12 protein-coding genes are annotated in these 12,639 nt (G+C 63.5%); 7 read left to right on the top strand and 5 right to left on the bottom strand.

Annotated features, from left to right (window positions below):
* Window positions 1–87: 87 nt before the first annotated feature.
* Both AC5QPF_RS08830 and htpX read left to right on the top strand, forming a co-directional pair.
* A complete protein-coding gene (locus AC5QPF_RS08830; RefSeq protein ID WP_494962866.1) occupies window positions 88–1,299 on the top strand; it encodes an aminotransferase class I/II-fold pyridoxal phosphate-dependent enzyme in 1,212 nt (403 codons plus the stop codon).
* Between the two features lie 213 nt (window positions 1,300–1,512).
* Window positions 1,513–2,400 carry a protease HtpX gene (htpX, locus tag AC5QPF_RS08825; RefSeq protein WP_330076505.1) on the top strand — a complete coding sequence of 296 codons (888 nt, stop codon included), beginning with the start codon at window positions 1,513–1,515 and terminating at the stop codon, window positions 2,398–2,400.
* A 115-nt stretch (window positions 2,401–2,515) separates the two neighbouring features.
* Here htpX and AC5QPF_RS08820 read toward each other — a convergent pair whose 3' ends face one another.
* Entirely contained in the window at window positions 2,516–3,169 is a 654-nt protein-coding gene (locus AC5QPF_RS08820) for a thiopurine S-methyltransferase (protein ID WP_494962865.1), read from the bottom strand.
* A 105-nt stretch (window positions 3,170–3,274) separates the two neighbouring features.
* On the opposite strand from AC5QPF_RS08820, the gene AC5QPF_RS08815 reads away from it, so the two are divergent.
* The gene (locus AC5QPF_RS08815; protein WP_494962864.1) at window positions 3,275–4,042 is read left to right on the top strand and encodes a DODA-type extradiol aromatic ring-opening family dioxygenase; all 768 of its coding nucleotides are present in this window, start codon (window positions 3,275–3,277) and stop codon (window positions 4,040–4,042) included.
* A gap of 124 nt (window positions 4,043–4,166) precedes the next feature.
* Here AC5QPF_RS08815 and AC5QPF_RS08810 read toward each other — a convergent pair whose 3' ends face one another.
* Together AC5QPF_RS08810 and AC5QPF_RS08805 are read right to left on the bottom strand one after the other, a co-directional pair.
* Window positions 4,167–5,834, bottom strand: a complete 1,668-nt coding sequence (locus AC5QPF_RS08810) for a DEAD/DEAH box helicase (RefSeq protein ID WP_494962863.1) — start codon at window positions 5,832–5,834, stop codon at window positions 4,167–4,169.
* A gap of 358 nt (window positions 5,835–6,192) precedes the next feature.
* A complete protein-coding gene (locus AC5QPF_RS08805) occupies window positions 6,193–6,945 on the bottom strand; it encodes a spermidine synthase (protein WP_458975789.1) in 753 nt (250 codons plus the stop codon).
* A gap of 123 nt (window positions 6,946–7,068) precedes the next feature.
* Between AC5QPF_RS08805 and AC5QPF_RS08800 the strand changes: the two genes are divergently transcribed.
* Complete coding sequence (locus AC5QPF_RS08800; RefSeq protein WP_494962862.1) at window positions 7,069–8,415, top strand: class II 3-deoxy-7-phosphoheptulonate synthase; 1,347 nt, start codon at window positions 7,069–7,071, stop codon at window positions 8,413–8,415.
* Here AC5QPF_RS08800 and AC5QPF_RS08795 read toward each other — a convergent pair.
* Window positions 8,396–9,637: a DNA glycosylase AlkZ-like family protein gene (locus AC5QPF_RS08795; protein WP_494962861.1), complete on the bottom strand. Its 1,242-nt coding sequence runs from the start codon at window positions 9,635–9,637 to the stop codon at window positions 8,396–8,398. The genes AC5QPF_RS08800 and AC5QPF_RS08795 overlap by 20 nt on opposite strands.
* Window positions 9,638–9,700: 63 nt before the next feature.
* Entirely contained in the window at window positions 9,701–10,450 is a 750-nt protein-coding gene (locus AC5QPF_RS08790) for a TSUP family transporter (RefSeq protein WP_494962860.1), read from the bottom strand.
* Between the two features lie 109 nt (window positions 10,451–10,559).
* On the opposite strand from AC5QPF_RS08790, the gene AC5QPF_RS08785 reads away from it, so the two are divergent.
* The 3 genes from AC5QPF_RS08785 to AC5QPF_RS08775 all read left to right on the top strand — a co-directional run bounded on the left by AC5QPF_RS08785 (window position 10,560) and on the right by AC5QPF_RS08775 (window position 12,616).
* Window positions 10,560–11,516, top strand: a complete 957-nt coding sequence (locus AC5QPF_RS08785) for a LysR substrate-binding domain-containing protein (RefSeq protein ID WP_494962859.1) — start codon at window positions 10,560–10,562, stop codon at window positions 11,514–11,516.
* Window positions 11,517–11,568: 52 nt separating this feature from the next.
* The gene (locus AC5QPF_RS08780) at window positions 11,569–12,030 is read left to right on the top strand and encodes a transcriptional regulator, SarA/Rot family (protein WP_494962858.1); all 462 of its coding nucleotides are present in this window, start codon (window positions 11,569–11,571) and stop codon (window positions 12,028–12,030) included.
* Window positions 12,031–12,196: 166 nt separating this feature from the next.
* The gene (locus AC5QPF_RS08775) at window positions 12,197–12,616 is read left to right on the top strand and encodes an Ohr family peroxiredoxin (RefSeq protein WP_494962857.1); all 420 of its coding nucleotides are present in this window, start codon (window positions 12,197–12,199) and stop codon (window positions 12,614–12,616) included.
* Window positions 12,617–12,639: the final 23 nt, after the last annotated feature.

Raw genomic sequence — 12,639 nt, 5'->3', positions numbered from 1 at the left:
AGACATCAGTCTGGCACCCGTCTTACTCGCATATCAAACCTTTTCACCGCGTAGTAGGCGGCGATCTTTTCTTATCGGGATCACATCATGCAGGTCAGCAAATCGAACAAGCTCGCCAATGTCTGCTACGACATCCGCGGCCCGGTGCTCAAGCACGCCAAGCGTCTGGAAGAGGAAGGCCACCGCGTCCTCAAGCTGAACATCGGCAACCCGGCACCCTTCGGTTTCGAGGCGCCGGAGGAAATCCTCCAGGACGTGATCCGCAACCTGCCGACCGCCCAGGGCTACAGTGACTCCAAGGGCCTGTTCAGCGCGCGCAAAGCGGTAATGCAGTACTGCCAGCAGAAGCAGATCGAAGGCGTCGGCATCGAGGATATCTACCTCGGCAACGGCGTGTCCGAGCTGATCGTGATGTCGATGCAGGCCCTGCTCAACAACAGCGACGAAGTGCTGATCCCGGCCCCCGACTACCCGCTGTGGACCGCCGCGGTGAGCCTGGCCGGCGGCAAGGCCGTGCACTACCTGTGCGACGAGCAAGCCGACTGGTTCCCCGACCTGGAAGACATCAAGGCCAAGATCACCCCGAACACCAAGGCCATGGTGATCATCAACCCGAACAATCCGACCGGCTCGGTGTACTCCCGCGAAGTCCTGCTGGGCATGCTGGAAATCGCCCGCCAGCACAACCTGGTGGTGTTCTCCGACGAGATCTACGACAAGATCCTCTACGACGGCGCCATCCACGTCAGCAGCGCCTCGCTGGCCCCGGACCTGCTCTGCCTGACCTTCAACGGCCTGTCCAAGTCCTATCGCGTGGCCGGCTTCCGCTCCGGCTGGCTGATCATCTCCGGGCCCAAGCAGCACGCCCAGAGCTACATCGAAGGCCTCGACATCCTGGCCAACATGCGGCTGTGTGCCAACGTGCCGTCGCAGCACGCGATCCAGACCGCCCTCGGCGGCTACCAGAGCATCAACGACCTGGTCCTGCCACAGGGTCGCCTGCTGGAACAGCGCAACCGCACCTGGGAACTGCTCAACGACATTCCCGGCGTCAGTTGCGTCAAGCCGATGGGCGCGCTGTACGCCTTCCCGAAGATCGATCCGAAGGTGTGCCCGATCTTCAACGACGAGAAATTCGTCCTTGACCTGCTGCTCTCGGAAAAGCTGCTGATCGTCCAGGGCACCGCCTTCAACTGGCCGACCCCGGACCACTTCCGCGTGGTGACCCTGCCACGGGTCGACGACCTGGAGCAGGCCATTGGCCGCATCGGAAATTTCCTGAAGACCTACAAGCAATAGCCTACAGTCATACCTGTGTCTGAAACGTCGCAGGTATCGACCACTCTCCTTTCGCATTTTCCTACCCGCGGCTCTGAACCGCGGGTTGGACTGGCGTGTCTGTCTGTTTGGCGCGTACACAGTTTGAAATAGTCGCCTGGTTGAATCACCAAGGCGCGCACCTTATATACCCGCATACGCTACATATTTATCCGTCAGGAGAACGTAACAACCATGATGCGCATTTTGCTGTTTGTGGCCACCAACCTTGCGGTCGTGCTGATTGCCAGCATCACCCTGAGCCTTTTCGGCTTCAACGGGTTCATGGCGGCAAACGGGGTTGACCTCAAGCTCGACTCGTTGCTGGTGTTCTGTGCCGTCTTCGGCTTCGCCGGTTCGCTGATTTCGCTGTTCATCTCCAAGTGGATGGCGAAGATGAGCACCGGTACCCAGATCATCAGCCAGCCGCGCACCCGTCACGAGCAATGGCTGCTGCAGACCGTCGAGGAACTGTCCCGCGAAGCCGGCATCAAGATGCCGGAAGTGGGTATCTTCCCGGCCTACGAGGCCAACGCCTTCGCCACCGGCTGGAATCGCAACGATGCGCTGGTCGCCGTCAGCCAGGGCCTGCTCGAACGGTTTTCCCCCGATGAAGTGCGTGCCGTGCTGGCTCACGAAATCGGCCACGTTGCCAACGGCGACATGGTCACCATGGCACTGATCCAGGGCGTGGTGAACACCTTCGTGATGTTCTTCGCACGAATCATCGGCAACTTCGTCGACAAGGTGATCTTCAAGAACGAGGAAGGCCAGGGCATCGCCTACTACGTCGCGACCATCGTCGCCGAGCTGATCCTGGGCATCCTCGCCAGCATCATCGTCATGTGGTTCTCGCGCAAACGCGAGTACCGCGCCGACGACGCCGGCGCCCGCCTGGCCGGCACCGGGGCGATGATCAGCGCCTTGCAGCGCCTGCGTTCGGAACAGGGCGTGCCGGTCCAGATGCCGAGCACCCTGAGCGCCTTCGGCATCAACGGCGGCCTCAAGCAGGGCCTGGCAGGCCTGCTGATGAGCCACCCACCGCTGGAAGAGCGCATTGAAGCGCTGCGTCGCCGCGGTTAATCGATACCCGCAACAAGAAAGCCCGCTTCGGCGGGCTTTTTCATTCACGAAAATCTGCAAAACGACACGAACCCTGGGCTGACCTGCCTGCTCCTACGAGGACCGCGTTACTTGTTCAGCCTCGCAGGGTGTAGACCCGCTCCAGCAGACGATCAACACCCGCCTGCACGAACTTCCAGCTCTCGCCAAGAATGTCCTGCTCATCTTCCCCGCTGACCTGCCAGCGACCGGCAAACAGCAACCGGGCTTCATCATCCGGCACCGCGAAAGGCGGCCCGTCCAGCTTCGACTGATCGTAGTCCATGGTCACCAGCACACCCCGACAGCCCTGCGGCAGCAACGCATTGAGCTGCGCCGCGTAGCGCTGGCGCATCTCCGGCGGCAGGGCAATCAGCGCGGCGCGATCATACAAGCCCACACAATCTGCCAGGTCCTCGGCACTCAGTTGAAAGAAATCACCACACCAGATCTCCACGCCTTCGCTGCGATAACAATCGAACGCACCGTGCTGGAAGCGCTCCGGCTGCAACTGCTGCTCCGTGAAGAAGTCCTCCACCGCGCGCTGCGACAACTCCACGCCGAGCACCCGCAAGCCCTGCCCCGCCAGCCAGGCCAGATCCAGACTCTTGCCGCACAACGGCACCAGCACCCGACTACCGGGAGCGATCCCGAGTTCCGGCCAGTAACGGACCAAGTAAGGATTCACCTGGTCCTGATGGAAACCGATCTGATTGCGCTCCCAGCGCTTGTGCCAAAAATCCGCCTGCATGCCGACCTCGAAGATTTCGATCAAATACTGCTAAAACTTATATTGGAATTAGATCAATGATCTGCCTGAAGATGGTGACCATCATACTCCTTCAGGACTTTCGCGATGCTCCCCAGCCTGTTCATCTCTCATGGATCGCCAATGCTGGCCCTGGAACCGGGCGAAAGTGGCCCCGCCCTCGCCCGCCTGGCCGCCAGCCTGCCACGCCCCAAAGCCATAGTCGTGGTTTCCGCACATTGGGAAAGTCATGACCTGTGGGTGGCGAGTTCGCCGCGCCCGGCCACCTGGCATGATTTCGGTGGCTTCCCACCTGCACTGTTCGCCGTGCAATACCCGGCGCCCGGAGAGCCGGAGCTGGCCGAGCGGATCGCCGGCATGCTCAACGACGCGGGTATGCGCACCGGCCTGGACCCGAAACGACCGTTCGACCATGGCGCCTGGGTGCCGCTGTCACTGATGTATCCACAGGCGGATATCCCTGTGGTGCAGGTTTCCCTGCCCAGCCTGCTCGGGCCTGCATTCCAGGAACGGGTCGGAAGGGCACTGGCGGCGCTGCGCGGGGAAGGCATCCTGCTGATCGGCTCGGGTAGTATCACCCACAACCTCGGCGAGCTGGACTGGCGGGCAAAAGGCGACGACGCCGCACCTTGGGCCCTGGCGTTCCGTGACTGGGTGGTGGAGAAGCTGGCGGCCAACGACAGCGCCGCACTGCTCGACTATCGTCGGGAGGCGCCGTTCGCGGTGCGCAACCATCCGAGTGATGAGCATCTGTTGCCGCTGTATTTCGCCCGGGGTGCCGGGGAGCGGTTCGGCATCGAGCACCAGGGGTTTACCCTCGGGGCCTTGGGGATGGATATCTATCGCTTCGATTGAGGCAGCCCCTGAGGGACTCATCGCGGGCAACGCCCGCTCCCACAAGGTTCGCAGTGCATGCCATGGCTGTAGAACAGGCAAAAAAAATCCCCGAACCAGTCGGGGATTTTTCATTGCTCGAGGATCAGTCCTCGCGATAACGACGCAGCTTCAGCTGCTTGCCGGCAACGCGGGTGTCCTTGAGCTTGGCCAGCAGGCGCTCCAGACCTTCTTCCGGCAGCTCGACCAGGCTGAAGCTGTCACGGACCTGGATACGGCCGATGGCTTCGCGGGCCAGGCCGCCTTCGTTGAGGATGGCACCCAGCAGGTTCTTCGCCGCGATACCGTCACGCGCGCCCAGCGCGGTACGGCAACGGGCACGACCTTCGGCCAGCGGCAGCGGCGCACGACGCTCACGCTCGCCACCACTGCGCTCGGAACGCTCACCGGTACGCTCGCGCGGGGTGTAGGTCGGAACCAGCGGCTGTTCTTTTTCGACGGCTTCCAGGGTCAGAGCCTGACCGTTGGTAGCTTTGCGCAGCAGGGCCGCGGCCAGGGCACGCGGGCTGCAACCGATGTCGGCGGTCAGGCGGTCCAGCAGGTCGCCGTGGCTCGCTTCGGCGTCGGCAACCAGCGGCGCAAGGCTGTTGGTCAGCTTCTTGATGCGGGCATCGAGAACAGCCTGGGCGTTCGGCAGGCGGACTTCGGCGACTTTCTGACCGGTCACACGCTCGATCACCTGCAGCATGCGGCGCTCGCGCGGAGTGACCAGCAGCAGCGCACGGCCTTCGCGACCGGCACGGCCGGTACGGCCGATACGGTGGACGTAGGACTCCGGATCGTACGGCATGTCGACGTTGAACACGTGGGTGATGCGCGGCACGTCCAGACCACGGGCAGCGACGTCGGTAGCGACGACGATATCCAGGCGACCGTCCTTGAGCGAGTCGATCACGCGCTCACGCTGGTTCTGGGCGATGTCACCGTTCAGCGCAGCAGCCTTGTAGCCTTTGGCTTCCAGGGCGCTGGCCAGGTCCAGGGTGGCCTGCTTGGTACGCACGAAGGCGATCAGCGCGTCGAATTCCTCGACTTCCAGCAGACGCAGGACAGCGGAAACCTTCTGGTCGGCGTGGACCATCAGGTGCGCCTGCTCGATGGCGGTCACGGTCTGGGTCTTGCTCTGGATCTTGACATGCTTCGGCTCGCGCAGGTGGCGCTCGGCGATGGCACGGATCGATGCAGGCAGGGTGGCCGAGAACAGTACGGTCTGACGGCTTTCCGGCATGGCCTTGAAGATCACTTCGAGGTCATCCATGAAGCCCAGCTTGAGCATCTCGTCGGCTTCGTCGAGCACCAGGTGGTTGACGGTAGCCAGGACTTTCTCGTCGCGACGCAGGTGGTCGCACAGACGGCCAGGGGTAGCGACGACGATTTGCGCGCCGTTGCGGATGGCTTTCAGTTGTGGGCCCATCGGGGCACCACCGTATACGGCTACCACGGTCACGCCCGGCATCTGCTTGGCGTAGGTTTCGAATGCGGTAGCTACTTGCAGCGCCAACTCACGGGTTGGCGCCAGGATCAGGGCTTGCGGCTCGCGCTTGCTCGGGTCGATGCGATTCAGGATGGGCAGGGCGAAGGCGGCGGTTTTACCGGTACCGGTCTGCGCCTGACCGATCATGTCATGACCGGCGAGAATGATCGGAATCGATTGTTGTTGAATGGCGGATGGCTCTTCGTAGCCAGTAGCCAGTACGGCAGCAACAATACTTGGATGAAGATCGAGAGCGGCGAAGCCGCCGGTTTCCTGGGTCATGGGTCTGCCTCTAAGTGCATCCGCAAAGACCCATGCTCCAAAGCTGCGCATGCCTTGTAAGACCCGAAGGTCACCCTGGCAGCTTTGTCGGCGGGGATTTGCGAAAACGATTGAAGATAAAAAAGAACGTCTAAGAAGAGTCCGCGATGCGGACGCGCAGCCGAAGCTGGCTTCGGGGAATTGCACTACCTAAACGAGGTCCGTTAAAAGACCGGCGCGCATCATACCTGAATTCGCGGTTCCGGTGAGAGCTTTTTTTCGGAAAACGACGACCGCAAGCCTTGGAACGACAAGCCTTGTCGATCTCCAAGGCCCCTGTGATGCCTGACACGGGGGCTGACTGGCTGAAACGATTTACTCAGGACGCCGGGCGGATCACCTCGATCAAGGGGTTCAGGGAGTAGCCTAGGCGCGGCGCCAGAGCCTCGGCGCGGGCGCGCAGCCCGGCTTCGTCGAGGGTCTGGTCGAGGTCGGCGGGCACCAGCAGGATGACGTTGCCCTCCTTCACCGGCAGCTCCCAGTAATGCCGCGAATACAGCCCGCGCAACAGCGCGGCACCGAGGGGGCGGCCATCATCGCCGGCCCATTGGTTGATCACCAGCCAGCCGCCAGGATTGAGGCGCTTCTGGCAATTTTCCAGGAATCCCCAGGCCAGGTGGCCGACACCAGGGCCATGATCGGTGTACAGGTCGACGAAGATCAGGTCCGCCGGCTCTGCCGTGGGCAGCAGTTCCAGGGCATCACCGACGCGAATATACAGGCGCGGGTCGTCGTCCAGGCCGAGGTACTCGATGGCCAGGCGCGGCACGTCCGGACGCAGCTCGATAGCCTCGACATCCTCCAGCGGCAGGAACTTCAGGCAGGCCTGGGTCAGGGTACCGGCACCAAGGCCGAGGAACAGCGCGCTCTCCGGCTGCTCGTGGCACAGCGCGCCGACCAGCATGGCGCGGGTGTAGTCGTACTCCAGCCAGCTCGGGTCGGCGGTGAACACGCAGCTCTGCTCGATCGCTTCACCGAATTCGAGAAAGCGATAGTCCTCGACCTCGTACACGCTGATCGTGCCGAACTGGTCGTGCACCTGCGCCAGCAGCCGCTCTTCCCGCTCTGTCATAACCCTCTCTGCCCAAGCAAAAGGCGGCATTGTCCGTCAATGCGCGCAGTGCAACAAGGCATGTGGCTGGTGATAGCATGGCGGACATGCCTTTTCGTCCTAATCAGACCTGTCGAGTCCACAATGAGCCAACCCTGGAGTCCCGCTAGCTGGCGCGCCCTGCCGATCCAGCAACAGCCGATCTACCCCGACGCCGCACACCTGCTGAAGGTCGAACAGACCCTCGCCAGTTATCCACCGCTGGTCTTCGCCGGCGAGGCCCGCGAGCTGCGTCGGCAGTTCGCCGAAGTGACCCAGGGCCGTGCATTTCTCCTGCAGGGCGGCGATTGCGCGGAAAGCTTCGCCGAGTTCTCCGCGGCGAAGATCCGCGACACCTTCAAGGTCCTGTTGCAGATGGCCATTGTCATGACATTCGCCGCCGGCTGCCCAGTGGTGAAGGTCGGGCGCATGGCCGGCCAGTTCGCCAAACCGCGCTCGTCCGGTGACGAAACCATCGGCGGCGTGACCCTGCCCGCCTACCGCGGCGATATCGTCAATGGCATCGGCTTCGACGAGAAGAGCCGGGTGCCAGACCCGGAGCGCCTGCTGCAGTCCTACCACCAGGCCACCGCCACCCTCAACCTGCTGCGCGCCTTCGCCCAGGGCGGTTTCGCCGATCTGCACCAGGTGCACAAGTGGAACCTGGACTTTATCGCCAACTCGGCCCTGGCCGAAAAATACAGCCAACTGGCCGACCGCATCGACGAAACCCTGGCCTTCATGCGTGCCTGCGGCCTGGATACCGCGCCGCAACTGCGCGAGACCAGCTTCTTCACCGCCCACGAAGCCCTGCTGCTCAACTACGAGGAAGCCTTCGTGCGCCAGGACAGCCTCACCGGCGACTGGTTCGACTGTTCGGCGCACATGCTCTGGATCGGTGATCGCACCCGTCAGCTGGACGGCGCCCATGTCGAGTTCCTGCGCGGGGTGAACAACCCGATAGGGGTCAAGGTCGGCCCGAGCATGAACACCGAGGACCTGATTCGCCTGATCGACATCCTCAACCCGGCCAACGACCCGGGTCGCCTCAACCTGATCGTGCGCATGGGTGCGGACAAGGTCGGCGACCACCTGCCCAACCTGATCCGCAGTGTCGAGCGCGAGGGGCGCCAGGTGCTGTGGAGCTCGGACCCGATGCACGGCAACACGATCAAGGCCAGCAGTGGCTACAAGACTCGCGACTTCGCGCAGATCCTCAGCGAAGTGAAGCAGTTCTTCCAGGTGCACCAGGCCGAGGGCACCCACGCCGGCGGTATCCATATCGAGATGACCGGGCAGAACGTCACCGAATGCATCGGCGGCGCCCGACCGATCACCGAGGACGGCCTGTCCGACCGCTACCACACCCACTGCGACCCGCGGATGAACGCCGATCAGTCGCTGGAGCTGGCCTTCCTCATCGCCGAGACCCTCAAGCAGGTTCGCCGCTGATCGCCACGCGGGCCAGCGCCTCGCGCAAGCGCGCGGTGCCGGTCCGCAGGCAGTTGACCTGCACGGTTTCCAGGCCCAGCCAGCCGGCCAGTCGCCACAGGCTGGCGGCCAGGGCCTCGATCCCCGCTTCGTCCAGACCCGTTTCCTCTTCATGCAAGGCATGCACCGCCAGACGCTGCCGAGCGCGCTCGGCGCGCAGGTCGACCCTCGCGGCGATCCGCTCGTGGTGCAGGAAGGGCAGCACGTAGTAGCCATAGACCCGCTTGTGCGCCGGGGTGTAGATCTCCAGGCGATAGCGGAAATCGAACAGCCGCTCGGTGCGCTCGCGCTCCCAGACCAGCGAATCAAAGGGTGACAACAGGGCGCTGGCGATGGCCTTGCGCGGCACCCGCGGCGTATCGAGGCAGTAGGCAGGCTGCACCCAGCCGCGAACTTCGCAGCGCTGCAACAGGCCATCCTCTACCAGCTCGGCGATGCGCGCGCGGCTGTCTGCCGGGGTCAGGCGGAAGTAGTCGCGCAGGTCCTTCTCGGTGGCGACGCCCAGTGCCGCAGCCGCCTGCAACAGCAGCGCGCGCTGGGCTTCGGCTTCATCGGGTATCGACTGCGCCAGCACGCTGGCTGGCAGTACCCGCTCCGGCAAGTCATAAAGGCGCTCGAAACCGCGACGTCCCGCCACCGTCACTTCGCCCGCGGCGAACAGCCATTCCAGCGCGTGTTTTTCCGCGCTCCAGTCCCACCAGGGCCCGGCGCGTTCCTCGCGAGTCGAGAGGCTCCCGGCACCCAGCGCGCCCTGCTCGGTCACCGCAGCCAGGACCCGGGCAATGGTCGCCTGCTGCTCACGCCCGAAGTCCGCCAACTGTCGATAGATGCCCTGCCCTTGACGCGCCCGGTGCATGCGCCATTGCAGCAGCGGGTAAAGCTCCAGCGGCAGCAGAGATGCCTCGTGCCCCCAATATTCGAAGAGCTTGCGCTGGCGACCACGCCCCCAGGCCAACTGGTCGAGCAGTTCGGGTGCATAGTGACCCAGACGGGAAAACAAAGGCAGGTAGTGAGAACGCACCAGGGCGTTGACCGAGTCGATCTGCACCACGCCGAGGCGGCGCAGCATCCGCGCCAGTTGCGCGGTATTCGCGGACTGCTCGCCGGCAACGGCCGAGAAGCCCTGGGCAGACAACGCCAGGCGGCGCGCCTGGGCGGGGGAAAACGATTGAGTAGTGGGCATGCCGGACTCCCTGCAAGCAAGACCCACTACAGTAGCCCTGCCGACGCAGGGCCGCGACTGCTTTCAGACCTTGAAGGCCAGCATCAGCGCACAGACCACGAGGAAGCCGCAGAACAGCGAGCGTAGGGCCTTTTCCGGCATGGCATGGGCGAGCTTCACCCCCCAACTGATACTGAGCAGTCCACCCACGGCGAGGGGAATACCCATCATCCAGTCGACATGCTGATGCACAGCGTAAGTCAGTAGGGTCACCGAGGTACTCGGCAACGCCAAGGCAAGCGACAGCCCCTGGGCGACCACCTGGGTTGTGCCAAAGACGCTGGTCAGCACCGGCGTGGCGACAACCGCACCACCGACCCCGAACAGCCCGCCCATGACCCCGGCAAAACTGCCCAGCACGCCCAGCCACGGCCACGGATGGCGCAGCTCACTGGACGGTGGTGTGCTGCGCATGAACATGCGCACCAGGTTCCAGGCCGCGAGGGCGATCAGGAAACCGATGAAGCCGATGCGCATGTTCTGTGCATCCAGGCCCACCGCCCAGATTGAACCGAGCCAGGCGAAGAGAAAGCTGGCACCCGCCAGGGGCAACGCATAACGCAACTCGATGCGGTTGCGCTGGTGATAGCGCCATAGAGCCAGCATCACGTTTGGCACCACCATCACCAGCGCCGTGCCTTGTGCCAGTTGCTGGTCCAAACCGAACAGCACGCCCAGCGCCGGAATCGCGATCAGGCCACCACCGATGCCGAACAATCCCCCCACGGTGCCCAGGGCAGCGCCCAAAGCGATATACATCAACCACTCGATCATGCCGGCCTCGTCAGTCAAACCAATCGCGGCATGCTACCGGCGGCGGGCTAGCGGGGAAACGCATAGCAACGCACAATGGCTTTGCCTATTTCGCACAAGCGAGTATTTGATGAACCCCGATGCCCTGACCGAACAGCTCGGCCTGTTTCTCGATGTGCTGGAGACCGCGAGCTTTTCCGCCGCCTCCCGACGTCATCCGCTGACGCCTTCGGCGGTGGCGCGACGCATCGATAACCTGGAAAACGCCGTGGGCAGCCGCCTGTTCGTGCGCAGTACCCACGCCGTGCGCCCGACCCAGGCTGGCCTGGCCTTCGCCGAGCGGGCCCGGCGCATCGTCGAGGAATTGCGTCTGGCGCGGGCCGAAGCGGTGTCCCTGAGTTGCGCTCCGGAAGGCCTGATCCGCATCGATGCGCCAGCGGCCTTCGGACGCCGCCATCTGGCCCCGGCGATTGCCGACTTCCTTGTCGCCTACCCCGGCCTGGACGTACAACTGCGCCTGATCGACAGCTTCGTCGACCTGCACGGCGCCCACCTCGGCGAGGTGGACCTGGTGCTGCGCGCCGGCCCGCTGGCCGACACCCGGCTGGTGGCGACGTCGCTGGCCTACATGGTGCGCATCGCCTGCGCCAGCCCGGCCTACCTGCGCCAGCGCGGCGTCCCGGTCAGCCCTGCGGAACTACCGGAACACGATGGCCTGGACTGGGACGGACTGGCCCCACCCTTTGCCTGGCGCTTCGAAATGGACGGCCAGATGCGCGTGTTCCGGCCGTCACGGATGCGCATGACCGCCAACAATGCCGAGACCCTGCTGTTCGGCGCCCTCGCCGGCCTCGGCATCGCCCACCTGCCGACCTGGCTGATCAGCGAGTACCTGCTGCGCGGCGAACTGCTGCCGCTGTTTTGCGAAAACGGCCTGCCACCGACGGAAACCACGGGCATCTACGCCCTTCGTCTTGAACATGAAACGAACTCTCGGAGCCGTTTGCTGCTCGAATTCCTCAAGAGCCGATTCAGTCCGGTGCCACCCTGGGATTTGGCACTACAGAGCGAATTGAGCTGGAGATAGCGCTAAATACTTGCGTGCTAAACTTCAAGAATCCGAGAAAGAAAGGATTTGCATGAACGCTGATATCCAAGCCCCAGACAGTTGCGACGAACTGTTGCTCGACAACCAGGTGTGCTTTGCCCTGCATTCCACCTCGTTGCTGATGACCAAGGTCTACAAGCCCCTGCTGCAAGCGCTGGGCCTGACGTATCCCCAGTACCTGGCAATGCTGGTGCTGTGGGAACAGGACGCCCTGACCGTCGGCGAGATCAGCCAGCGCCTGCTCACCGACCCGGGGTCGCTCACGCCCCTGCTCAAGCGCCTGGAGGCCGAGGGCCTGCTCAAGCGTACCCGCAGCCGCGAAGACGAGCGCGTGGTGATCGTCGAGCTCACCGACGCCGGCCGCGAACTGCAACAGAAAGCGCGCAAGGTGCCGCACTGCATTCTCGGCGCCAGCGGCCAGTCAGTGGAGCGTCTGCAGCACCTGCAGGCGCAATTGCTGGAGTTGCGCAATCAACTGCAAAAAAGCCTGTAACGGCTCTGGCACGGGGTTTTCGGCGCAATAGCCGACCCCGCCGCCGTACCGTTCGGAGGAAGTTTCAAAAATTTATCTTGCGCACTAAATAATTGAGCGCTAACTTTACCCCGTACCCAGACAGCGCCAACAGCGCACACCGCTCACAAGGTTCGAGGAAATCCCCATGAAAACGCTCTACACCGCAACTGTAACCTCCACTGGTGGCCGCGATGGCCGTGCCGTTTCCAGCGACGGCATCCTCGATGTGAAACTGGCGACCCCGAAAGAACTCGGCGGTGCCGGCGGCGCGGCGACCAACCCTGAGCAACTGTTCGCCGCGGGCTACTCGGCCTGCTTCATCGGCGCCCTGAAGTTCGTCGCCGGGCAGAGCAAACGCCAGTTGCCTGCCGACACCTCGATCACTGCCGAAGTCGGCATCGGCCAGATAGAAGGCGGCTTCGGTCTCGACATCGACCTGCGCATCAGCATCCCGGGTCTCGAGCAAGCCGACGCCCAGGCCCTGGTGGATGCGGCGCACAAGGTCTGCCCGTACTCCAACGCCACCCGCGGCAACGTCGACGTCCGCCTGCACGTCAGCGTCTGAGTTATCCACAGGCATAAAAAAAC

It is taken from the genome of Pseudomonas sp. Con_6 (assembly GCF_059379395.1).
The sequence above is the reverse complement of the archived record's forward strand: the minus strand, read 5'-3'. Positions and strand labels throughout refer to the sequence as shown.